The following is a 23,711-nucleotide window of genomic DNA, read 5'->3' as shown; positions in this document are numbered from 1 at the left end:
GGATGATGTTTCTGCAAGTTCAGAATGTTAAAAATAGAAAGGAAATAATGCCTTATCCGTCAGATAAGGCACCGTTTCAGGAAAGGATTACTGGCGCGTTCCGGCTTTCAGTTTACTGACAAAAGCGGTCAGTTCGGTCAGCATCACCGACGGGTTTTTGTGGTGCTGTTCGATAATTTTGACGATAGCTGAACCAGAAATCGCCCCGGCAGCCCCGGCACGAATCGCTTCCTCAACCTGCGACGCTTCTGAAATACCAAACCCCTGCAGCGGTGGGGCAGCATGATACTCTTTCAGCTTGTCGATCAAATGCTTCAGCGGCAGATTCGCACGGGTTTCAGAACCGGTGACTCCGGCGCGGGATAGCAGGTAGGTATAGCCCCGGCCGTGTGAAGCGATTTCACGCAGCAGATCGTCTTCAGCGTTTGGCGGGCAGATAAAGATCGGCGCGACGTTGTGACGCATGGCGGACTGGCGGAACGGCGCAGATTCTTCAATCGGTACATCCGCGACCAGTACTGAATCAACGCCCACTTCCTGGCAGCGGGCATAGAAGTTATCGATGCCGTTGGAAAATACCAGGTTGGCATACATCAGCAGGCCGATCGGCAGCTCCGGGTATTTCTGACGGATGGCCGCCAGCATCTCAAAACACTGCGCTGGCGTTACCCCTGCGGCAAAGGCACGCAGGGTGGCGTTCTGAATCGTCGGGCCGTCGGCCAGCGGATCGGAGAACGGGATACCCAGCTCAAGCGCATCCGCACCGCCGGCAACCAGGGCGTCAATAATTTGCAGCGACAGCTCCGGGGTGGGATCGCCCAGCGTGACGAAGGGAACAAATGCACCCTCTTTACGTTCTGCCAGGCGCTTAAAACAACGATCGTAACGTTCCATCAGATTTCTCCCCTGGCGCTGAAAATGTCATGTACGGTGAATATGTCTTTGTCGCCGCGGCCGGAGAGGTTCACTACCAGCAACTGCTCTTTCTCCGGGTTCTCGCGGATCATTTTTAAGGCATGGGCGAGGGCGTGTGACGATTCCAGAGCCGGGATAATCCCCTCATTGCGGCAGAGGGCCTGGAAAGCCTCCAGCGCTTCATCGTCGGTAATCGAAACATAATCCGCGCGACCAATGCTGTTCAGATAGGCATGCTGAGGCCCGACGGATGGGAAATCCAGCCCGGCAGAAATGGAGTAGGACTCCTCAATCTGGCCGTCTTCGGTTTGCATCATTGGCGCTTTCATGCCGAAATAGATGCCTACGCGGCCATGCTTCAGTGGCGCGCCGTGCTCGCCGGATTCAATGCCGTGACCTGCCGGTTCCACGCCGATCAGACCCACGCTGGTTTCATCAATAAAGTCGGCAAACATCCCAATCGCATTCGAACCGCCGCCGACGCAGGCAATCACTGCATCCGGCAGGCGACCTTCCTGCTCCAGAATCTGCGCTTTGGTCTCTTCGCCAATCATGCGCTGGAACTCGCGAACGATAGTCGGGAACGGATGCGGACCGGCCGCGGTGCCCAACATATAGTGAGCGGTTTCATAGCTGCCGGACCAGTCGCGCAGCGCCTCGTTACAGGCATCTTTCAGCGTCGACGAACCGCTGTGCACCGGGATCACTTCTGCACCCATCAGACGCATGCGGAAAACGTTCGGCGACTGGCGCTCAATGTCCTTTGCACCCATGTAGATGCGGCACTTCAGGCCGAGCAGGGCGCTGGCCAGCGCTGAAGCCACACCGTGCTGTCCGGCGCCGGTTTCAGCAATAATTTCTTTTTTACCCATGCGCTTGGCCAGCAGAGCCTGGCCCAGCACCTGGTTGGTTTTGTGCGCGCCGCCGTGCAGCAGGTCTTCGCGCTTCAGGTACAGGCGAGTTTTCGTACCTTTGGTCAGGTTGTTACACAGCGTCAGCGCGGTAGGGCGACCGGCATAGTTTTTCAGCAGGCCGGTAAATTCAGCCTGGAATTCCGGGTCGCTCTGGGCGCTGATAAAAGCGTCTTCCAGCTGTCGCAGTGCGGGCATCAGGATCTGCGGCACATACATGCCGCCAAACTCGCCAAAATAGGGATTTAATTTGGTCATATCGCGTCTCTTTATTCTCTCTCTGCGCGGGCGTGGATCGCGCCCGACGAAAAATGATTGTGCCGGCCTGAGTATTTCGCTATTTCAGTAGGCTTTCAGCGTCTGAAACACCGAGGCGATTTTATCGGCATCTTTAATACCGGGGGCGCTTTCTACCCCGGAGTTGAAGTCCAGACCGGCGCAGCCGAGGCGGGAAGCTTCAACGCTGTTATCAGCACTCAGTCCACCGGCCAGCAGCACGTTTTTCAGCGTCTGGCCCTGCAGCAGTGACCAGTCGAATGACTGACCGCTGCCGCCGTTACCGTGATCGAACACGTAGCGATCAACGTGCGGCCAGTCGCGCTGCGGCAGGCTGTCGCGAATGCTGAATGCCTTCCAGATCTGCACTTCGGCAGGCAGCGCGTCGCGCAGCTGGCTGACGTACTGACGGTCTTCGTCGCCGTGCAGCTGTACCGCTGTCAGCCCCAGTTCACCGGCGGTAGTGACAACGTCACTCACTGCCTGATTGCGGAACACGCCAACATATTTCAGTGCGGCAGCGGCAATCACCGATCGCGCAACGGTCAGGTCTACTTTGCGCGGTGAGCCTTCAGCAAAAATGAGTCCACCGTAAATCGCCCCCGCTGCCAGCGCGCTTTGCGCGTCCTGTGGCCGGGTCAGACCGCACACTTTATTATCACCGATAATCACCCGGCGCACCGCTGCGGCCAGATCGGCCTCTTCCATTAGCGCAGAGCCAATCAGGAAGCCGTTAGCAAAATGGCTCAGCTCTCGCACCTGGGCATAGCTGTTAATTCCGGATTCGCTGATAACCGTCACACCGTGCGCCACTTTCGGCGCCAGGCGGCGGGTGCGGTCGAGATCAATCGAGAGATCGCGCAGGTCGCGGTTGTTAATTCCCACCACTTTCGCCCCCAGAGCGGTGGCGCGCTCCAGCTCTTCATCGCTGATCACTTCGGTCAGCACGCCCATATTCAGACTGTGCGCCACGGCGGAAAGCTGGCGATACTGCTCATCGCTGACCACCGAAAGCATCAGTAAAATGGCATCTGCCTGATGGTAACGGGCCAGGTAAATCTGGTAAGGGTCGATAATAAAATCTTTGCACAGTACCGGCTGGGTCACGACCGAACTGACGATCGGCAGGAAATCAAAGCTGCCCTGGAAATACTTCTCGTCGGTCAGCACCGAAATGGCGGAGGCATAGTCTTTATAGACGCCGGCGATGGTGGCCGGGTCGAAATCATCGCGGATCAGCCCTTTAGATGGCGATGCTTTCTTACATTCGAGAATGAACACCGTGCGCGTGCCGCTCAGCGCATCATAAAAGCTGCGGGTAGACGGAACGATATCATTCTGGAATGAGGCCAGCGGCTGCTGCTGCTGACGGGCGGCAAGCCAGATGGCTTTGTCCGCAACAATCTTATTCAGTACGGTTTCCTGCTGCATGATTATCCTCTTGCTGCCAGTGCGACCACATGTTTATAAGCCTGGCCGCTGCGGATGGTTTCCAGCGCCTGCTGAGCGTTCTGTCGCAAATCTTCATGGCCAAAAATCTTCAGTAACAGGGCGACATTGGCCGCCACGGCTTCTTCATGAGCCAGCTCGCCTTTACCCTGGAGTAAACGCGCCAGAATGTCACGGTTTTCTTCCGGGGAACCCCCCGCCAGCGCCTCCTGCGGATGATAGCTCAGGCCAAAGTCATCCGGGGTCAGCTGGTAGCTGGTGATTTCACCTTCACGCAGTTCGGCTACGTGGGTGACGCTGTGCAGCGCCACTTCATCCATGCCGCCGCCGTGCACCACTGCCGCACGGCGATAGCCTAATACTTTCAGCGCCTGAGCAATCGGCAGCACCAGCTCCGGGCTGTACACGCCGATCACCGCCAGCGGAGGCCGTGCCGGGTTAATCAGCGGACCAAGCACGTTGAAGATGGTGCGGGTTTTCAGCTGCTGGCGTACCGGCATCGCGTGGCGGAATCCGCTGTGATACTGCGGTGCAAACAGGAAGCACACGTTAAGTTCATCCAGCGCCTGGCGTGCCTGTTCCGCAGGCAAATCCAGACTGATGCCGAACGCGGCCAGCAGATCGGAGGACCCCGACTTACTGGACACGCTGCGGTTGCCGTGTTTGGCCACCTTCAGTCCACAGGCTGCAGCCACGAAGGCGCTGGCGGTGGAGATATTAATGCTGTTGCTGCCGTCGCCGCCGGTGCCGACGATATCGGCAAAGTCATAGTCCGGGCGCGGGAACGGTTTGGCATCTTCCAGCAGGGCGGTCGCTGCACCGGCGATTTCCTGCGGATGCTCACCGCGAACCTTCATCGCAATCAGCGCGCCTGCCAGCTGAGTCGGTTCCAGCTGTCCGGTGATAATCGCGGAAAACAGCTGGTGGCTCTCCGCCTGAGTCAGGATCTCGGCCTGAAATAATTTTTCCAGAATAGTGTTCATTAGGCTTCTCCTCGGTTACGCCAGCGCCCATGCAAGGGTTTGTTCCAGCAGGCGAGCCCCCTGGGTGGTGAGAATGGATTCAGGGTGGAACTGGAAGCCGCAGACGCGCTGTGCGTCGTCACGAACGGCCATCACCATGCCATTAAAGGTGGCGTTAACCGTCAGTCCGTCAGGAATATTGCTGCCCACCAGCGAGTGGTAGCGGGCCACCGGCAGCGGGTTGCTCAGACCGGCGAACATACCTTCGTTATCGTGGGTAATCGCCGAGGCTTTGCCATGCAGGATCTCACCGGCCTGGCCGACGTGGCCGCCGTAAGCTTCCACAATCGCCTGGTGGCCCAGACAGATGCCGATGATCGGCAGGCGTCCGCGCAGCTGTTGCAGCAGTTCCGGCATGCAGCCCGCTTCAGACGGTGCGCCAGGGCCGGGTGACAGCATCAATACCGGGTTTTCCATCTCCTGCAGGCGCGCAATCAGCGTGGCGGCAGGAACGTTGTTACGATAAACCACCACGTGATGGCCAAAGGTGCGTAACTGATCGACGAGGTTATAAGTAAAGGAGTCGAAGTTATCGAGCAGCAGAATATCGGCCATCAGAAAATCTCCTGGCAGTGGTGAGCGGTGGCAATCGCACGCAGAACGGCGCGGGCTTTATTACGGCTTTCGTCAGCTTCTGCCTGCGGGTTCGAGTCCAGAACCACACCGGCACCGGCCTGCACGGTAGCAACGCCGTCTTCCACCCACGCGGAGCGGATAACAATGCAGGTATCCAGGTCGCCGCTGGCGGTGAAGTAGCCGACCGCGCCGCCGTAGCTGCCGCGACGGGTGCCCTCGGCTTTGGCAATCAGCTGCATGGCACGTACTTTCGGCGCGCCGCTCAGGGTGCCCATATTCATGCAGGCGCGGTAGGCGTGCAGCACATCAATATCGCCACGCAGTTTGCCGACGACGCGAGAAACCAGATGCATCACGAAGGTGTAGCGGTCCACTTTGGTCAAATCCGCCACGTAGCGGCTGCCGGGTTCGCAGATGCGTGCCAGATCGTTACGTGCCAGGTCCACCAGCATCAGATGTTCGGCCAGCTCTTTGTGGTCGGTACGCATTTCCAGCTCAATGCGGCTGTCGAGATCGCGATCCAGTGAACCGTCTGCGTGGCGGCCGCGTGGGCGCGTACCGGCAATCGGATAGATTTCAATCTGGCGGCTTTCCGCGTCGTACTTCAGTGAGCTTTCCGGCGATGCGCCGAACAGGCTGAAATCGCGGTCCTGCATAAAGAACATGTACGGGCTGGGGTTGCTGTTTTTCAGCGTATCGTAGGCGGCCAGTGGTGAAGGGCACGGCAGCGAGAAGCGGCGTGACGGCACCACCTGGAAGATTTCACCAATGCGAATGGCTTCCTGCATCTGGCGAACCACCTGGCAGTAGTCTTCATCGCTCTGGCTGACGCTCAGCGCCATGCCGTCAACGGTCTGCACCGGAAGTGCCGGTGCTGGCTGAAGCATCTGGCTGTGCAGCTGTTCGATGCGGCTCTGCAAGCGAATGAATTCGGCCGGAGAAGAGGTAAACAGGCTGGCCTGCAGGCGGGCGGTTTGCTGCTGATGGTCAATCACCAGCAGCGTCTCGGCCAGGTAGAAGCAATAGTCCGGGCAGCGCTGCTCGTTCTTTAATGCCGGCAGCGATTCGAAGCCCGCGACCAGGTCGTAGGCGAACAGCCCGCCGAGCAGCATGGCTTCACGATTTTCTGCCGGGACGTTGATCAGCTGCGGGATCAGGCGCAGGGCATCGAACACCGACAGGGCACGCAGGTTAGAGTCTTCATCCTGAATTTCGGTATTGTGCGGGAAGACCAGTTCACGGCCATCGGGGCGAACGTGATTCTGCACTGATGAAGGCAGAGCCGCATCCAGCAGCGTCAGCAGGGCGCGGCCGTTTTCAGACAGAGCCTGAATCTGCACGGTTTTATCCAGCGCGCTGATGCGCAGGGCGCTGTCGACAATCAGCAGGCTTTTCAGGTTACGCTTGCTGTCAACATCCGCTGATTCCAGCAGCAGCGTTTCGGAGCGTGCGCCGCAGAGCTGGTGGAAGACGGCGGCTGGATCTTCGCGGTAGGGTGCATTGCCGGTAATCAACTTCACTGTAGGTTTGGCATTCGACATGGTTTGATCTCTGTTTTTTGCTCAAAAAAAAGCCCGCATTTAGCGGGCCTGAGTATCTGCACAACGTAGTAACCGTGCACGACGACATCGCCCGTTCAGGGAGAAGTGCGCCACCAACCAGTCATCAGAGAGAGTGAATATGACATGATACAGATACCTTATGTTCGTGAACTTGCGTACTAGTTAACTGGAACGCGGAAAAAAAGTCAATACTCTTTTTCCCTTAGCAAGGAATGACGTTATCATGCTGCGATATTCCCGCCAATGCCGGAGCCGTTTTGACAGTAGCAGCCACACCAACCAGTTCTTTTCCTATCTTCGATCTTCACAGTCACACCACCGCATCTGACGGGTTACTTACCCCGGAGCAGCTGGTGCTGCGCGCGGTAGAACATCGCGTCGGCGTGCTGGCCGTCACCGACCATGACACCACCGACGGCGTTCAGCCCGCGCGTGAGGCTATTGAGCGTCATCAGCTGCCGCTGCAGCTGATTGCTGGCGTTGAGGTGTCGTCGCTGTGGGAGAACCATGAGATCCATATTGTTGGCCTGGGGGTGGATATCACCCATCCGGGACTGGTGACCTTCCTGGCAGAACAGGGTGAACGACGGATGGCGCGTGCGCGGATGATCGCTGAGCGTCTGGAAAAAGCAGGGATACCCGGTGCACTGGAAGCCGCCCTTGAGCTGGCTCAGGGCGGCGCGGTGACGCGCGGACATTTTGCCCGTTTTCTCATCGCCGCCGGTAAAGCCGACACGATGCAGAAGGTGTTTAAAAACTATCTGGCTCGCGGTAAAACCGGCTACGTTCCGCCGCAGTGGTGTACAATTAAACAAGCCGTTGATGCGATTCATGATTCTGGTGGTCGTGCGGTACTGGCCCATCCGGGCCGCTACGGGCTGTCTGCCAAGTGGCTGAAACGCCTGATTGCCCACTTCAGCGAACAGGGCGGTGAAGCGATGGAGGTCGCGCAGTGTCAGCAGGCTCCGCAGGAACGAACGCAGCTGGCGCGATACGCGCAGGAGTATCAACTGGCGGGATCGCAGGGGTCTGATTTTCATCAGCCCTGCGCGTGGATTGAGTTGGGAAAAAAATTATGGCTACCCGGCGGTGTTGATGCCGTGTGGCAGCGTTTTCCAGAAATCGTTAAGCAATAGCCTGAAGCAGGCGACGTCAATGTCATTGCTGATGTACGGATAAGAGGTTTCTATGAGTCAGTTTTTCTATATTCACCCGGATAATCCGCAGCCGCGACTGATCAAGCAGGCGGTAGAGATGTTGAATAAAGGCAGCGTGATCGTCTATCCAACGGATTCCGGCTATGCGCTGGGCTGTAAGCTGGAAGATAAGAATGCGATGGAGCGTATCTGCCGCATTCGCCAACTCGATGGCAACCATAACTTCACCCTGATGTGCCGCGATCTGTCCGAACTGTCGACCTATGCGCACGTCGACAACACCGCGTTTCGGCTAATCAAAAACAACACGCCGGGCAACTACACCTTTATCCTCAAGGCGACGAAAGAAGTTCCGCGCCGCCTGATGAGTGAAAAACGTAAAACCATCGGCCTGCGCGTACCGTCGAATCCGATTGCGCTGGCCCTGCTGGAAGCGCTGAACGAGCCGATGATGTCGACCTCGCTCATGCTCCCGGGCAATGATTTTACCGAGTCGGACCCGGAAGCCATTCAGGATGAAATTGGCAAACTGGTCGATTTAATTATTCACGGTGGCTACCTGGGACAGCAGCCGACAACCGTGATTGATCTGACCGATGATTCACCGGTGGTTGTTCGTGAAGGTGTGGGTGATATTCAGCCATTCCTTTAGCAGCGTTGAGGCAGGATGTTAATCCTGTCCTGCCTCTCTCCGGGAGGCGTTAAGATGTTGATTCCTCCAGCCACTTCTGGAATACCTGATAGGGGATATAGAGAGACACGTCTTTCAATTTTGTCTCCTGCGTTGCGGTGTTTTTAACTTCGCTGCTGTAACCGACCAGCACGCCGCCAATGCTGTCATCACTGTGATAAACCGCACCCCCTGACATGCCCTGAACGGCCCCGGCGTTCGATGCCATGGCTACGCAGGGCTTTTTATTCCAGCCGTTGCGGATTGCTGTGATCGCCAGATTGTTGCCGGATGATTCAACCGGCATGGCTGAGAAGAAGCTGTAACCATACATCCGTACTGGTTCGCCCACTTTGGTGGTGCGAAACTCCGGTAGCTTCTTCATGTTATTTTTATGATGGATGATCGCCAGATCGCAGTAAGGGTGATAAGCCTTCACCAGATGCATTGTCCAGCGCGCCACGTGGGCTGCCGTAAGGCTGTATTCCGGCGTAATCGGAATGCTGGTACCAAGCGCACCGACGCCAAGAATGGTGGGGATGCCGACAAAATTCATATCGACCCGCTTCATCGCTTCGCGACTGTAGCTGTAGCTACCCACGGAGCAACCGGTTAACGCCAGCAGCGACAGCGCCAGCAGACACTTTTTAATATCCATTTTATTCACATGTCAGCCACGTCGTTTATCGCCTTTACGCGTTAAAGACATGGGTGGTCCTGTGCCGGGTGATGACCCGACGGATTAATAACAAACGAAATAACGACGTCAGCGCGCTATCATTTCTGCGAGGGAGGGGAAACAAGGATGAGATAAACGAAAATCACGGGACTACCTGTTTGTTTCCTGGAAAAATCTTATTCGCTGAAGTGTTTTAAAGGGTAATTATTCATTCTTAAAACAATGATATCTAATAACAAACATGGCATTAAGACTGTTTTTAATTTTTATTTGAATGCAATTTTTCTTGTATGTTTATGTTTTTAAATGACTAAGTGTTTTTTATTTTGTGGGTTGTAGCGTTATTTTCCCGGCGATAAATAATGACTTAAATTAAGGGGGTTTACGCAGGGAAATAAGATCTCAGCGGAGGGGTAAACCCTGAAGGCTGTTTTTTTATTTATCTTTATGTGAAGGGATTTAACTTTATCGCGCGCCGGTAAATAAATTTTTTAATATGGCGAGCGATCGTTTCTGCAATTCCCGCTCAGCCAGGCTAAAATTAGGGCATCATCCTGCGAACAAACAGGTTACAGCGGGGGTAAAAGTCTGTATAATATCCTCCGAATTTAAATATAAGTTATTGAAAACAAAAGAAATTTTGCTTTCACCATGACGCCTGGGAAGGCGACAAAGAGGCAGCTCCATGAGCGAGAAGTTACAGAAAGTTTTAGCACGTGCCGGGCACGGTTCCCGTCGTGAAATCGAAACCATGATCTCCGCCGGACGCGTCAGCGTTGACGGCAAGCTGGCCACGCTGGGTGACCGCGTTGAGCCAAGCAGTTCCCTGAAAATTCGTATTGACGGGCACGTTGTGCCGGTCAGTGAATCCATTACTGAAGTTTGCCGCGTTCTGGCCTACTACAAACCGGAAGGCGAGCTGTGCACCCGCAGCGATCCGGAAGGTCGCCCAACGGTGTTCGATCGTCTGCCTAAGCTGCGTGGCGCGCGCTGGATTGCCGTCGGCCGTCTGGATGTAAACACCTGCGGCCTGCTGCTGTTCACCACTGACGGTGAGCTGGCAAATCGCCTGATGCACCCGAGCCGCGAAGTTGAGCGTGAATATGCGGTACGCGTTTTCGGCCAGGTGGATGACGAGAAAATCAAACAGCTGAGCCGTGGCGTGCAGCTGGAAGACGGTCCGGCAGCATTTAAGACCCTGAAATTTACCGGCGGTGAAGGTATTAACCAGTGGTACAACGTTACCCTGACGGAAGGACGCAACCGTGAGGTTCGTCGCCTGTGGGAAGCGGTGGGTGTGCAGGTGAGCCGTCTGATCCGCGTCCGCTACGGCGATATCGATCTGCCAAAAGGCCTGCCGCGCGGGGGTTACACCGAGCTGGATCTGCAGCCAACCAACTATCTGCGCGAGCTGGTCGGGCTGGAAGCAGAAACCGTCAGCAAAGTACCGCTTGAGAAAGATCGCCGCCGTACCAAAGCGAATCAGATCCGTCGTGCGGTGAAACGCCATACGACCACCACCAAAGCTGCGAAGCCCGGCGGCAGCCGCCGTCCGGGTTCAAAGCGTCAGCAGGGCAAGCCGTAAGCTGTCTCGCGAATAAAAAGGGCCTGAGGGCCCTTTTTTATGCACTATATTTACCAGTCAATTCCCTGCTGAGCCTGAATTCCGGCATCAAATGCATGTTTAACCGGGCGCATTTCACTGACCGTATCCGCCAGCTCAAGCAGTTCGCGATGGCAACCTCGCCCGGTAATAATGACGCTCTGATGGGCAGGCCGTTGCTGTAGTGCATCAATCACCTCCTGGAGAGGCAGGTAATCAAAGCTGACCATATAGGTCAACTCATCCAGAAGCACCAGATCCAACGTTGCATCCTGCAACATCCGCCTGCCATGCTGCCAGACCTTCAGACAGGCCTCCGTGTCGGTGGCGCGGTTTTGCGTGTCCCAGGTGAATCCGGTCGCCATGACCTGAAATTCAACGCCGTGTGGCTCAAGAAGATTACGCTCGCCGTTAGGCCATTCACCTTTAATAAACTGGATCACGCCGACACGTTTCTGATGCCCGACGGCGCGAGAGGCTGTACCGAAAGCGGCAGTGGTTTTCCCTTTGCCGTTGCCGGTGAAGACCATCAGGATGCCACGTGTTTCCGTGGCGGCGGCAATCCGCGCATCGACCTGTTCTTTCAGCCGCTGCTGGCGCTGCTGGTGGCGTTCTTCCGACATTATTCTGCCGCCCCTGGTTTTCGCCCCGGCTGGGCGTCAAAGCTGATGCCGGTTTTGCGCTTGCTGTCGTCGCCCATCAGCCACAGATATAACGGCATAATATCTGCAGGCGTTTTCAGCTTCATCGCATCTTCCTGCGGGAAGGCGCTGGCGCGCATGCGGGTGCGGGTTCCACCCGGATTGATGCAGTTAACGCGGAGCTGGCGGCTGTCGTACTCTTCCGCCAGAACCTGCATCATACCTTCGGTGGCGAATTTAGAGACGGAATAAGCCCCCCATCCGGCACGGCCCTGGCGGCCGACGCTGGATGAAGTGAACACCAGTGAAGCCGACGCGGATTTCAGCAGCAGCGGGATCAACGCCTGAGTCAGGAAAAAGGTGCCGTCAATATTGACTCGCATCACCTGCTGCCAGACGGCCGGGTTTTGTTCGGTCATCGGCACCACTTCGCCGAGCAGTCCGGCGTTATGCAGCACGCCGTCCAGTCGCGGCACCACGCGCGCAATATCCTCAGCCAAATGTTGGCAGCTTTCCGGCGTGGCCGTTTCCAAATCTAACGCGAACCAGCAAGCAGGCTGAAGGTTATGCTGATTAATCTCATCGCAAACCTGCTGGAGCTGTTCTGTATTGCGGCCCAACAGGAGGACCTGTGCGCCATAGCGGGCGTAGGTGAGAGCGGCTTCGCGACCGATGCCGGTATTGGCACCGGTGACAAGAATAATTCGGTTGTTGAGCAGATCGCTTTTCGGTTGATAATGCACGATAGAATCCTCTGGCGATGAAGTGTCCGCAGCGTCGCCGGCAGTAGGGCCAGCGTAAGTTCTTGCAGAACATAGAATTAAATGCTTTATGCCTGAAAAATGGGGCGAGTGCAATCCTGGACCTGCCCGTTAATGCCATGTTACCGGGTTGCAGGCGACCAATCGTCGAGAGTCGGTTACACTGGATCAACACTAATACAATGTTAATTAAGGCGGATTGAGTGGAACTACTCTCTTATTATGGACTCTTTTTAGCGAAAACCGTCACCGTAGTGGTGGCTATTGCCGCCATTGCATTGGTTATTGCCAATCTTGCAGCCCGCAAGCGAAGCCAGACCGGCCAGCTCCGGCTGACGCATCTGAGCGACCGTTACCGCGAAATGCGTGACGACATGCAACTGGCTAAGGTCGAGCCAGAGCAGCAGAAGCAGTGGATCAAGGAACGAAAGAAGGCAGAAAAACTGAAGCACAAGCTGGCTAAGCAGCAGATAAAACAGGGCGGTCTGAAGACGGAAAGCAAACCGACGCTGTTTGTGCTCGACTTCAAAGGCAGTATGGACGCCGGAGAAGTCACCTCTTTGCGCGAAGAGATCTCTGCGGTGGTTGCCGTAGCCCGCAGCGGCGATGAAGTGCTTCTGCGCCTGGAGAGCCCCGGCGGCGTGGTACACGGTTATGGCCTGGCGGCATCGCAGCTGCAGCGCCTGCGCGATAAGGGAATCCCCCTGACCGTTGCTGTCGATAAAGTGGCGGCCAGCGGCGGTTACATGATGGCCTGTGTGGCAGAACGTATCGTCGCCGCGCCGTTCTCGATTATCGGTTCGATTGGCGTAGTGGCGCAGATCCCTAACTTCAACCGACTGCTGAAGCGCAATGATATTGACCTTGAACTGCATACCGCCGGGGAATATAAGCGGACGCTGACCATGCTGGGGGAAAATACCGACGCCGGTCGCGAAAAATTCCGCCAGGATCTCAACGAAACTCATCAGCTGTTCAAGGATTTTGTTCATCAGATGCGCCCGTCGCTGGATATTGACAGCGTGGCCACGGGTGAACACTGGTACGGCAGCCAGGCACTGGAGAAAGGGTTGGTTGATGCCATTGGTACCAGTGACGATCTGCTGCTGGAACACATCGAGAAGCGCCAGGTCATCGGCGTGCGTTTTGCTCAACGTAAACGCATGATGGATCGTTTTACACAAAGTGCGATGGCCAGCGCTGAACGTCTGCTGCTCCGCCTCTGGCAGCGCGGCGAAAAACCCCTGCTGTAATTCGTCAGACAGCGCCCGTTCAGGCGGGCGTTATTCGTCGAGTCGGTATTTCGGCGAAAGCTCGACCGCTAAAAATTTGAACACATTAAATACGGCAGTACTGTGGGGACCGGGCAGGCCCTGTTCATCCAGGAAGTAGTCACCGCTAAAAATCAGCACTTCACCCTTTTGCTCAACGCCCGTTGTGGCCATGCCGTCAAAAAAGTCTTTGTGCTCGGCAATCATCTGATTGGCGATTGCCAGCAGGCTGCTGCGATCGATAGTTTGCTGGTCCAGATCCATATTCCCTCCTTTATAGTGATTCCGCTGCCGGGTATTGTACGCCTGGCTGATAAATCCGCAATCATGGTGGTGGTATAGAAAACTGTCTCTTTTTACAGCCTTTTCTGGCGGAAATCTGCGCTTGATGCTAATTAAGTTGCGTAACAGATTTTATCAGGTAGAGTGTGGGCGTTTCGGGTTCCGGGCGTAAAAGTGAGTTTACGCTTTGTTAGAGATTCGCTTAACAGGTAGTAAATAGTACCGTTTATCAATGTGTTAAAAGACTTGTAATGGCACGAAAATTGATAAAAAGTTATCCGGGATCGGTATCATTCTCCCGATAGCTCTATCTTCAATGTGCAGCGCAGGCCTGGACGGCACTACTTACTCTCGGATGTTTTAATCAGGTAAAGGTAACTATGGGAAAAGCTCTCGTAATAGTTGAGTCCCCGGCAAAAGCCAAAACTATCAATAAATATCTCGGCAATGACTACGTGGTTAAATCCAGCGTCGGTCATATCCGCGATTTGCCGACGAGTGGATCAACGGTTAAAAAGAGCGCTGACTCTACAACCAGTAAAACAGCGAAAAAGGTCAAAAAAGACGAAAAGGCGGCGTTGGTAAACCGCATGGGCGTCGATCCTTATCACGGCTGGGAGGCAAATTATCAAATCCTGCCGGGCAAGGAAAAAGTGGTTGCTGAACTGAAATCACTGGCGCAGAACGCTGACCACATCTATCTCGCAACGGACCTTGACCGCGAAGGAGAGGCCATTGCATGGCACCTGCGGGAAGTGATCGGTGGCGATGATTCACGCTATAGCCGCGTGGTGTTTAACGAAATTACCAAGAATGCAATTCGTCAGGCGTTCGAAAAGCCTGGCGAGCTGAATATCGATCGGGTAAATGCCCAACAGGCGCGGCGCTTTATGGACCGCGTGGTGGGTTATATGGTTTCACCACTGCTGTGGAAGAAAGTCGCTCGTGGCCTGTCTGCCGGCCGCGTTCAGTCCGTTGCCGTGCGTCTGGTAGTGGAGCGTGAGCGTGAAATTAAAGCCTTCGTTCCGGAAGAGTACTGGGAACTGAATGCCGCGCTGACCACGCCGAAAGGCGCGGACTTGCCAATGCAGGTCACGCATCAGGGTGATAAACCCTTCCGTCCGGTGAACGGTGAGCAAACTCAGGCAGCTGTCAGCCTTCTGGAAAAAGCGCGCTATGTTGTTGCCGATCGTGAAGACAAACCAACCAGCAGTAAGCCTGGTGCCCCGTTTATCACCTCAACGCTGCAGCAGGCGGCAAGTACTCGTCTTGGTTTCGGCGTTAAAAAAACCATGATGATGGCTCAGCGCCTGTATGAAGCGGGCCATATCACCTATATGCGTACCGACTCGACGAATCTGAGTCAGGATGCGGTAAGCATGGTTTGCGGCTATATCGAAAAAGAATTTGGCGCGAAGTATCTGCCAAAAGCTCCTGTCGTTTATACCAGCAAAGACAACTCGCAGGAGGCGCACGAAGCGATTCGTCCTTCCGACGTGAACATTCAGTCTGAACAACTGAAAGACATGGAAGCGGATGCGCAGAAACTGTACCAGTTGATCTGGCGCCAGTTCGTGGCCTGTCAGATGATGCCTGCGCAGTATGACTCTACCACCCTGACCGTAGCGGCCGGCGATTTCAAACTGAAAGCTAAGGGCCGCACGCTTCGTTTCGACGGCTGGACCCGGGTGATGCCGGCGCTGCGTAAGGGCGATGAAGATCGCACCCTGCCTCCGGTTGACGTGAGTAGCGAGCTGAACCTGCAGCAGCTGACGCCAAGCCAGCACTTCACCAAACCACCGGCACGTTTCAGCGAAGCCTCGCTGGTGCGCGAGTTGGAAAAGCGCGGTATTGGTCGTCCTTCTACCTATGCCTCGATCATCTCAACCATTCAGGATCGCGGCTACGTTAAAGTGGAAAGCCGTCGTTTCTATGCTGAGAAGATGGGAGAAATCGTTACCGATCGTCTGGAAGAGAACTTCCGCGAACTGATGAACTATGATTTCACCGCCAACATGGAAGATAACCTCGACAAGGTGGCGAATAACGAGGCGCAGTGGAAGGCCGTTCTGGATAAGTTCTTCAGCGATTTCAGCCAGCAGCTCGAGCAGGCGGAAAAGGACCCGGAAGAGGGCGGCATGCAGCCCAACCAGATGGTGCTGACTTCGATCGAGTGCCCGACCTGTTCGCGCCAGATGGGTATCCGTACTGCCAGTACAGGCGTGTTCCTCGGCTGTTCCGGCTATGCTCTGCCGCCGAAAGAGCGCTGCAAGCAGACCATTAATTTGATCCCTGAGAATGAAGTGTTAAATATTCTTGAGGGTGACGATGCGGAAACTAACGCGCTGCGTGCGCGTCGCCGCTGCCGGAAATGCGGCACGGCGATGGACAGCTATCTGATTGATAATCAGCGTAAGCTGCACGTTTGCGGTAGCAACCCGGAGTGTGACGGTTACGAAATTGAACAGGGCGAATTCCGCATCAAAGGCTATGATGGCCCGATCGTGGAGTGCGAGAAATGTGGTTCCGAAATGCACCTGAAAATGGGGCGCTTCGGTAAGTACATGGCCTGTACCAATGACGACTGTAAGAACACGCGCAAAATTCTGCGTAATGGTGAAGTTGCGCCGCCGAAGGAAGATCCGGTTCCGCTGCCGGAGCTGCCGTGCGAAAAATCAGATGCTTACTTCGTTCTGCGCGATGGTGCGGCGGGCGTATTCCTGGCAGCCAACACCTTCCCTAAATCGCGCGAAACCCGTGCGCCTCAGGTTGAAGAGCTGCAGCGCTTCCGCGACCGTCTGCCTGAAAAGCTGCGCTATCTGGCCGATGCGCCAGCGACGGACGATGAAGGCAACAAGGCCGTCGTTCGCTTTAGCCGTAAAACCAAACAGCAGTACGTCAGCACAGAAAAAGACGGCAAAGCTACCGGCTGGTCGGCCTTCTTCGTTGATGGAAAATGGGAAGTTAGCAAGAAGTAATCCACGCTGATTTCTCCCATTCAGGGGCAGGCCGTTGCGGTTTGTCCCTGAATGGTCACTTTGCTGATAATCTAACCGATTGTTGATGAATGTTTCCCTGCTGACGCTATACATATCCCACATTTTTGATATAGTTGTTATAGATATCCCTCTTCTTATTATTAAATCGCATTAGACCGCTAACCTGACGCTGACCAGATTTCTGGTGTCTTCTTCTGTAGGGTTTTCGGCACGTTGCTTCAGACCCTGGACGGAATGAAAAATGAAATTGCAGCAGCTGCGGTACATCGTTGAGGTGGTTAACCACAACCTCAATGTCTCTTCAACGGCCGAAGGGCTGTACACCTCTCAACCCGGCATCAGTAAGCAGGTTCGTATGCTGGAGGATGAACTGGGCATTCAAATCTTTGCCCGAAGCGGTAAGCACCTGACTCAGGTGACACCCGCCGGGCAGGAAATCATCCGTATTGCCCGCGAAGTGTTGTCAAAAGTCGATGCGATTAAATCGGTTGCCGGCGAGCATACCTGGCCGGACAAAGGTTCACTGTACGTTGCCACCACCCACACACAGGCACGTTACGCACTGCCCAATGTGATCAAAGGCTTTATTGAACGCTATCCCCGCGTTTCGTTACATATGCACCAGGGGTCGCCGACTCAGATTGCTGAAGCCGTATCTAAGGGCAATGCGGATTTTGCCATTGCCACCGAGGCGCTACACCTTTACGACGATCTGATTATGCTGCCGTGCTATCACTGGAATCGTGCAATCGTGGTCACGCCGGATCACCCGCTGGCCGGTAAATCGAAAGTGTCGATTGAAGAGCTGGCAGAATACCCGCTGGTCACCTACACCTTTGGCTTCACCGGGCGTTCCGAACTGGATACGGCATTTAACCGTGCTGGTCTGACGCCGCGCATCGTTTTCACCGCGACCGATGCCGACGTGATCAAAACCTATGTGCGTCTGGGGCTGGGGGTGGGCGTTATCGCCAGCATGGCGGTGGACCCGGTATCCGATCCCGATCTGGTGCGAATTGAAGCAACCGACGTGTTCACCTACAGCACCACAAAAATCGGCTTCCGCCGCAGTACCTTCCTGCGCAGCTATATGTATGACTTTATACAGCGCTTTGCTCCGCATCTGACGCGTGACGTGGTCGACACCGCCGTTGGACTGCGCTCAAATGAAGATATTGAGGCAATGTTTAAAGATATTAAATTGCCGGCCAAATAATTACCTTTGTTTCTAATTATCATAAGTTCAGATTGTAACGGGTCTGAACTTAATGAAAGCTCCCGCCTTTCACTGCCATAGTTAGTTTCTTTCATTTCTGTGTAATAAATGAAATCTCTATCACATGTTCTTCCATTCTTATTGATGAAGTGAGAAATAGTACACATTTTTCGTCGCTAATCTTTGCGAAAAATTAAGACTATTCCCATAATATATCCAACGCCAACGAGCAGAGGATTGCGTTGGTTAGCCAGGTAAAGGGGGCTCTGATATCTGACACTGCCGAGTTGACGCAGGGTACATACCAGAGTGATAAAGTTTTTATGCTGAATGATTAACTTAAAACACCTTATTAAAGTTCTTCAGTGACTTACTAATGTTTTTAAGCGTTTAGTTTAATGAAAATGACTGGATCTTGGGCAACCGGCTGATTAGGATTTGTGCCAATTACTGGTTGAAACATTGTGTTAATGAGAGTGAGTATCAATTATGGCTACTAGATTATCTGTACAGTCCAACTTCGGTCACGAGCCACAGGATGCTGAGCATAGCGGCAGCGACAACCTCAAGCGTAACGCCTGGCTGGCGCTCTTCGCAGGCTCTTTCCTGTTTTGGGTACTGGTCGTTACAATGGTCTGGAACCTCTGGAACTAACTATGCAGCTCCTGAACGGCAAGCTGAACGTTAACCGCATTGCCGAAGTCGATGACGATTTTGGCAATGATGAGAAGATTTCCCAGGTGATTATTCCCGCAGCCTGGTGTCTGAATGAGATGCAGCTAAAATTTATCCAATCAATTATTGAAGATGGAAAAGCCAACTAAATCAAGCCGGGTAATGAGAAATTTCATATCCGGCTTCTGCCTTCCTGAGTGATTCTAATTATCAATAGTAACTTCTGGTAAACATTTAAGGTGAAATGTAATTACTTTGGGAAGTATTTTTACCTGCCGGTAAATAGATGGTTTTTGTGTAAATGATAACGTGAGATACCGTTATCAACAAAGATGAATATGGCTCAATAATTCCAGTATGATTATCCGTAATTAGCGTTTAATTCGAATTATGAATTCTTATCATAATACGCCGCCTGTCTGCATGCTGATGCAGAATAATCGCATCAATATAAATAACCTGAGTGATTAACCTGAAGCCCTGCTGACAACGTTGGCGGGGCGTTTTGCGTTTTTCAATGTGGCATTTTGTGTTGTAATCAAACTGTTAACTCCTTTTTGTACTATCTTTAAAGCAAACCCTGCACTTAGTCCGGTTATGCGGCAGGGAGAGCGAACAAAATAAGAAAGGAGGAGCAATGTCGAGCACCCTACGTGAAATCAGCCAGGATACGCTGAACGTTAACGGCCAACCGTATCACATCTTCAGTCTGGTCAAAGCCGCCGCTAAACTGGGCGATATCGACCGCTTGCCTAAGTCAATGAAGGTTCTGCTGGAGAATCTGCTGCGCTGGCAGGATGGAGACTCCGTTACCGAGGAAGATATCCACGCCATTGCTGACTGGCTGAAGGACGCGCATGCCGATCGCGAAATTGCCTATCGTCCGGCACGCGTTCTGATGCAGGACTTTACCGGCGTACCGGCGGTGGTGGACCTGGCCGCGATGCGTGAAGCGGTGAAGCGTCTGGGGGGCGATGTGGCGAAGGTTAACCCGCTATCGCCCGTCGATCTGGTTATCGACCATTCCGTTACCGTCGACCGCTTTGGCGATGACGATGCTTTCGAAGATAACGTGCAGCTTGAAATGGAGCGCAACCACGAGCGCTACGTTTTCCTGCGCTGGGGGCAGAAAGCCTTTAACCGCTTCAGCGTGGTGCCGCCGGGGACCGGGATCTGTCATCAGGTGAATCTTGAGTACCTTGGCAAGTCTGTCTGGCACGAGGACCAAAACGGCAGGGAGGTCGCGTTCCCTGATACGCTGGTCGGCACGGATTCCCACACCACCATGATTAACGCTCTTGGCGTGCTGGGCTGGGGTGTGGGCGGTATAGAAGCCGAAGCCGCGATGCTGGGGCAGCCCGTTTCGATGCTGATCCCGGACGTGGTCGGATTCAAGCTGACCGGCAAGCTCAAACCCGGCATCACCGCCACCGATCTGGTATTGACCGTAACCCAGATGCTGCGTAAGCACGGCGTAGTGGGTAAGTTCGTTGAGTTCTACGGTGATGGCCTGAAGGATCTGCCGCTGGCGGACCGGGCGACCATCGCCAATATGGCACCGGAATACGGTGCAACCTGCGGCTTCTTCCCGGTTGATAGCGTAACGCTGGAGTATATGAAGCTGACCGGCCGCAGCGACCAGCAGGTGGCGCTGGTAGAAGCCTATGCCCGCGCGCAGGGGATGTGGCGACATACCGGCGACGAACCGGTGTTTACCAGCAGCCTGTCTCTCGACATGGGTGAAGTGGAATCAAGTCTGGCAGGTCCTAAACGTCCTCAGGATCGTGTGGCGCTGGGCGACGTTCCCGCTGCCTTCCGCGCCAGCAACGAGCTGGAGGTTAATCACGCGCAGAAAGACCATCAGGCCGTCACCTATCGCGATGCCCGCAGCGGACAGCAGTATCAGCTGGAGGACGGGGCGGTGGTCATTGCCGCCATCACCTCCTGCACCAATACCTCAAACCCCAGCGTGCTAATGGCCGCCGGACTGCTGGCGAAAAAGGCCGCCGAGCTTGGGCTACAGCGCAAGCCCTGGGTCAAAGCCTCTCTGGCACCGGGATCGAAAGTGGTTTCTGACTACCTTGCTGCCGCCCGCCTGACGCCTTACCTCGATCGCCTGGGATTCAACCTGGTGGGTTACGGGTGTACGACCTGCATCGGTAACTCAGGACCGTTACCGGATGAGATTGAAAGTGCCATCCGTCAGGGCGATCTGACCGTCGGTGCCGTGCTGTCGGGTAACCGTAACTTTGAAGGACGTATCCATCCGTATGTGAAAACCAACTGGCTGGCGTCACCGCCGCTGGTGGTAGCCTACGCGCTGTCCGGCAATATGAAATTGAACCTGCAAACCGATCCGCTCGGTGAAGATGCCAGCGGCAGGCCGATTTATCTGAAGGATATCTGGCCGTCGCCGGAAGAAATAGCCGCTGCGGTGCAGATGGTGTCGACCGAAATGTTCCACAAAGAGTATGCCGAAGTGTTTGCCGGGACGCCTGAGTGGCAGCAAATTCAGGTCAGCGAGGCGGCAACCTATTCGTGGGATAACGACTCGACCTATATCCGTCTTTCACCGTTCTTTGACACGATGGCAAAAGAACCGGAGCCGGTAGAAGATATCAAAGGCGCGCGTATTCTGGCGATGCTCGGCGATTCGGTCACCACCGACCATATCTCTCCCGCGGGCAGCATCAAGGCCGAAAGTCCGGCGGGGCGTTATCTGTTGGATCGCGGTGTTGAACGCACCGACTTCAACTCCTATGGCTCGCGGCGCGGTAATCATGAAGTGATGATGCGTGGAACCTTCGCTAACATTCGCATCCGCAACGAAATGGTGCCGGGAGTGGAAGGGGGGATTACGCGGCATATCCCCAGCAATGAACAACTGGCGATTTACGACGCTGCAATGCGTTACCGGGAAGAAGGCATCCCGCTGGCCATCATTGCCGGGAAAGAGTACGGTTCCGGCTCCAGCCGCGACTGGGCGGCGAAGGGGCCGCGTTTGCAGGGCGTTCGGGTCGTGATTGCCGAGTCATTTGAACGCATTCACCGTTCCAATCTGATCGGTATGGGGATTCTGCCACTGGAGTTTCCGCAGGGCGTAACCCGGAAAACATTGAAACTCACCGGCGATGAGCTGATTGATGTTGCGGATCTCCAGCAATTGAAACCGGGAACGACGGTAAAAGTGACACTAACGCGAGCGGACGGCAGTAAAGACGTTTTGGATACACGCTGCCGTATTGATACCGGCAACGAGCTGACCTACTACCAAAATGACGGCATTCTGCATTACGTGATCCGTAATATGCTGCACGACTGACTGTTCGCAGTTCCCTGGCCATATCGACTGCCGGGAAAAGAACAAAGCCGCTATCAAAAGTAGCGGCTTTTTACGTCTTCAGGAGCAATGTGCTCCGTATCGGGTATTACTTCGACAGCAGATGGCCCATTTTTTCGGCTTTGGTATCGAGGTAGTGCGCATTATTCGGATTACGGCCCACAATCAGCGGAACGCGTTCAACGATATTGATGCCCGCTTCAGTAAGAATCTCTACCTTGCGCGGATTGTTGGTCAACAGACGCACTTCGTCAACGCCAAGCAGTTTGAACATATCGGCGCACAGGGTAAAGTCGCGCTCATCGGCGGCAAATCCCAACTGATGGTTGGCTTCTACCGTGTCATAGCCTTTGTCCTGCAACGCGTAGGCGCGAATTTTATTCAGCAGCCCAATTCCGCGTCCTTCCTGCCGATGATAAAGCAGAATCCCGCGGCCCTGCTCGGCGATGTGCGTCAGCGCCGCTTCCAGCTGGAAACCGCAATCGCAGCGCAGGCTGAACAGCGCATCACCGGTGAGGCATTCGGAATGAACGCGCGCCAGTACCGGTTCGCTGTTAGAAACATCACCATAAACCAGCGCAACATGATCGTGCCCGGTTGCCAGTTCTTCAAAACCGACCATGAGGAAATCGCCCCAGGGCGTGGGCAGGTTGGCTTCTGCCACCCGTTTAAGCTGCATGTGACTCTCCAGAAACTTCAGGTGTACGCTATCATCAGATGGCGCAGTGTCAGTTGCCTGACGGCTAACAATGCGTGCTATTTTGCCATAACCCGCGGTGCGAAGGTTAACATGTTTGAGCTATCCAGTGATAACGCACAATTATCACCATCTCAACGTATATGTTATTATTTTTATTACTATTGTTATATCAATCCAGAGAAATAACCGAACTTTTTAAGGAAGAAAGATGCCTGAAATTCTCAGACGAACCACGATCGGGATGCTCCTCCTGTTGACAATGCCCGTGCTGATCGCGCTTTCTGGCTGGCAGTGGCAGCCTGGTGAAATGGGCTGGGGATATCTGATCCTGTTCTGGTTTACCGAGACGGTCACCCGTCCGTGGGGCGTTATTACCAGCGTGGTGTTGTGCGGTTGGTTCCTCTGGTGTTTACGTTTCCGCTTCAAACCGGCGGTATTTTTGCTGGCCATTCTGGTTGGCACTATCCTTGTCGGCCAGTACACCAAAAGCCTGATTAAAGATCGGGTGCAGGAGCCTCGCCCATACGTTTTGTGGCTGGAAAAAGCCGAGGGTGTCAGTAATGAGTACTTTTATGAATTAAAACGCAAACAGCGCAGTCACCTGGTCGAAGAGGCGGTAGAAGATAATACGCAGCTGCCCGGCTGGCTGAAACGGCACTGGGCGTTTGAAACCGGATTTTCATTCCCTTCAGGACACACCATGTTTGCTGCCAGCTGGGCGCTGCTTGGTGTAGGATTGCTGTGGCCGCGTCGGCGCTATGCCACAATTATTCTGCTGCTATGCTGGGCCTCGCTGGTGATGGGCAGCCGACTGATGCTGGGCATGCACTGGCCGCAGGATCTTATCGTATCTACGTTGTTGAGCTGGCTGTTTATAACCCTGGCAACCTGGCTCGCCCAGCGTTTCTGCGGTCCGCTGAGCGTGCTGCCGCAGGAACAGAAGGAAATCAACCAGCGAGAAAATGAGTGATGTCGATTGTAAGTCAATTTTTTGCCCCCATAACTA

General features: G+C 54.5%; 19 protein-coding genes, 1 pseudogene and 1 other annotated feature. Of the genes and pseudogenes, 10 read left to right on the top strand and 10 right to left on the bottom strand.

The features are described from left to right. Positions 1–87: 87 nt before the first annotated feature. The 5 genes and pseudogenes from trpA to IBT46_RS02575 all read right to left on the bottom strand — a co-directional run bounded on the left by trpA (position 88) and on the right by IBT46_RS02575 (position 6,690). Positions 88–894: a tryptophan synthase subunit alpha gene (gene trpA, locus IBT46_RS02600; protein ID WP_200543764.1), complete on the bottom strand. Its 807-nt coding sequence runs from the start codon at positions 892–894 to the stop codon at positions 88–90. Beyond that, entirely contained in the window at positions 894–2,084 is a 1,191-nt protein-coding gene (gene trpB / locus IBT46_RS02595) for a tryptophan synthase subunit beta (protein ID WP_200543762.1), read from the bottom strand. Before trpB ends, trpA begins: the two co-directional genes overlap by 1 nt. A gap of 84 nt (positions 2,085–2,168) precedes the next feature. Next, positions 2,169–3,533 carry a bifunctional indole-3-glycerol-phosphate synthase TrpC/phosphoribosylanthranilate isomerase TrpF gene (gene trpCF, locus IBT46_RS02590; protein ID WP_200543760.1) on the bottom strand — a complete coding sequence of 455 codons (1,365 nt, stop codon included), beginning with the start codon at positions 3,531–3,533 and terminating at the stop codon, positions 2,169–2,171. Between the two features lie 2 nt (positions 3,534–3,535). After that, positions 3,536–5,128 (bottom strand): annotated as a pseudogene (trpD, locus tag IBT46_RS27170) (bifunctional anthranilate synthase glutamate amidotransferase component TrpG/anthranilate phosphoribosyltransferase TrpD). Beyond that, a complete protein-coding gene (locus IBT46_RS02575; protein WP_105595201.1) occupies positions 5,128–6,690 on the bottom strand; it encodes an anthranilate synthase component 1 in 1,563 nt (520 codons plus the stop codon). Before IBT46_RS02575 ends, trpD begins: the two are co-directional and overlap by 1 nt. A 23-nt stretch (positions 6,691–6,713) precedes the next feature. Then, positions 6,714–6,812: a sequence feature (Trp leader region), on the bottom strand. 156 nt (positions 6,813–6,968) lie between these two features. On the opposite strand from IBT46_RS02575, the gene IBT46_RS02570 reads away from it, so the two are divergent. Both IBT46_RS02570 and IBT46_RS02565 read left to right on the top strand, forming a co-directional pair. Continuing rightward, entirely contained in the window at positions 6,969–7,847 is an 879-nt protein-coding gene (locus IBT46_RS02570) for a PHP domain-containing protein (RefSeq protein WP_234479919.1), read from the top strand. Between the two features lie 52 nt (positions 7,848–7,899). Beyond that, positions 7,900–8,520: an L-threonylcarbamoyladenylate synthase gene (locus IBT46_RS02565; RefSeq protein WP_200543754.1), complete on the top strand. Its 621-nt coding sequence runs from the start codon at positions 7,900–7,902 to the stop codon at positions 8,518–8,520. Between the two features lie 49 nt (positions 8,521–8,569). Here the strand turns inward: IBT46_RS02565 and IBT46_RS02560 are convergent, their stop codons facing one another. Then, a complete protein-coding gene (locus IBT46_RS02560; RefSeq protein WP_200543752.1) occupies positions 8,570–9,196 on the bottom strand; it encodes a serine protease in 627 nt (208 codons plus the stop codon). 706 nt (positions 9,197–9,902) lie between these two features. Here IBT46_RS02560 and rluB point away from each other — a divergent pair. Continuing rightward, a complete protein-coding gene (gene rluB / locus IBT46_RS02555; RefSeq protein ID WP_200543751.1) occupies positions 9,903–10,802 on the top strand; it encodes a 23S rRNA pseudouridine(2605) synthase RluB in 900 nt (299 codons plus the stop codon). Positions 10,803–10,852: 50 nt separating this feature from the next. On the opposite strand, the gene cobO is transcribed toward rluB, so the two are convergent. Next, positions 10,853–11,443, bottom strand: coding sequence for a cob(I)yrinic acid a,c-diamide adenosyltransferase (gene cobO / locus IBT46_RS02550; RefSeq protein ID WP_200543749.1), 591 nt, complete (start codon positions 11,441–11,443; stop codon positions 10,853–10,855). Next, positions 11,443–12,204, bottom strand: a complete 762-nt coding sequence (locus tag IBT46_RS02545) for a YciK family oxidoreductase (RefSeq protein ID WP_200543747.1) — start codon at positions 12,202–12,204, stop codon at positions 11,443–11,445. Before IBT46_RS02545 ends, cobO begins: the two co-directional genes overlap by 1 nt. 221 nt (positions 12,205–12,425) lie before the next feature. Here IBT46_RS02545 and sohB point away from each other — a divergent pair, with 221 nt between their 5' ends. Beyond that, complete coding sequence (gene sohB / locus IBT46_RS02540; RefSeq protein WP_200543745.1) at positions 12,426–13,475, top strand: protease SohB; 1,050 nt, start codon at positions 12,426–12,428, stop codon at positions 13,473–13,475. A gap of 30 nt (positions 13,476–13,505) precedes the next feature. On the opposite strand, the gene IBT46_RS02535 is transcribed toward sohB, so the two are convergent. Then, entirely contained in the window at positions 13,506–13,757 is a 252-nt protein-coding gene (locus IBT46_RS02535) for a DUF2498 family protein (protein WP_200543743.1), read from the bottom strand. Between the two features lie 398 nt (positions 13,758–14,155). Between IBT46_RS02535 and topA the strand changes: the two genes are divergently transcribed. The 5 genes from topA to acnA all read left to right on the top strand — a co-directional run bounded on the left by topA (position 14,156) and on the right by acnA (position 21,987). Further along, positions 14,156–16,753, top strand: a complete 2,598-nt coding sequence (topA, locus tag IBT46_RS02530; RefSeq protein ID WP_200543741.1) for a type I DNA topoisomerase — start codon at positions 14,156–14,158, stop codon at positions 16,751–16,753. Between the two features lie 262 nt (positions 16,754–17,015). Continuing rightward, positions 17,016–17,990 carry an HTH-type transcriptional regulator CysB gene (gene cysB / locus IBT46_RS02525; protein WP_105595191.1) on the top strand — a complete coding sequence of 325 codons (975 nt, stop codon included), beginning with the start codon at positions 17,016–17,018 and terminating at the stop codon, positions 17,988–17,990. A gap of 489 nt (positions 17,991–18,479) precedes the next feature. Continuing rightward, complete coding sequence (locus IBT46_RS02520) at positions 18,480–18,644, top strand: YmiA family putative membrane protein (protein WP_200543739.1); 165 nt, start codon at positions 18,480–18,482, stop codon at positions 18,642–18,644. A gap of 2 nt (positions 18,645–18,646) precedes the next feature. Further along, the gene (locus tag IBT46_RS02515) at positions 18,647–18,814 is read left to right on the top strand and encodes a hypothetical protein (RefSeq protein WP_200543737.1); all 168 of its coding nucleotides are present in this window, start codon (positions 18,647–18,649) and stop codon (positions 18,812–18,814) included. 488 nt (positions 18,815–19,302) lie between these two features. Continuing rightward, positions 19,303–21,987: an aconitate hydratase AcnA gene (gene acnA, locus IBT46_RS02510; RefSeq protein ID WP_200543735.1), complete on the top strand. Its 2,685-nt coding sequence runs from the start codon at positions 19,303–19,305 to the stop codon at positions 21,985–21,987. A gap of 106 nt (positions 21,988–22,093) precedes the next feature. Here the strand turns inward: acnA and ribA are convergent, their stop codons facing one another. Next, positions 22,094–22,684 (bottom strand): GTP cyclohydrolase II, encoded by a 591-nt coding sequence (gene ribA / locus IBT46_RS02505; RefSeq protein WP_105594734.1) that lies wholly within the window; start codon positions 22,682–22,684, stop codon positions 22,094–22,096. Between the two features lie 229 nt (positions 22,685–22,913). Between ribA and pgpB the strand changes: the two genes are divergently transcribed. Beyond that, positions 22,914–23,675, top strand: coding sequence for a phosphatidylglycerophosphatase B (gene pgpB / locus IBT46_RS02500; RefSeq protein WP_200543733.1), 762 nt, complete (start codon positions 22,914–22,916; stop codon positions 23,673–23,675). The last annotated feature ends 36 nt before the right edge of the window (positions 23,676–23,711 follow it).

Origin of the sequence: Erwinia sp. S38 (assembly GCF_016624545.1) — a bacterium.
GTDB lineage: Bacteria > Pseudomonadota > Gammaproteobacteria > Enterobacterales > Enterobacteriaceae > Erwinia > Erwinia coffeiphila.
Note: the sequence above shows the minus strand (reverse complement) of the source record. Positions and strands in the feature narration are given on the sequence as shown.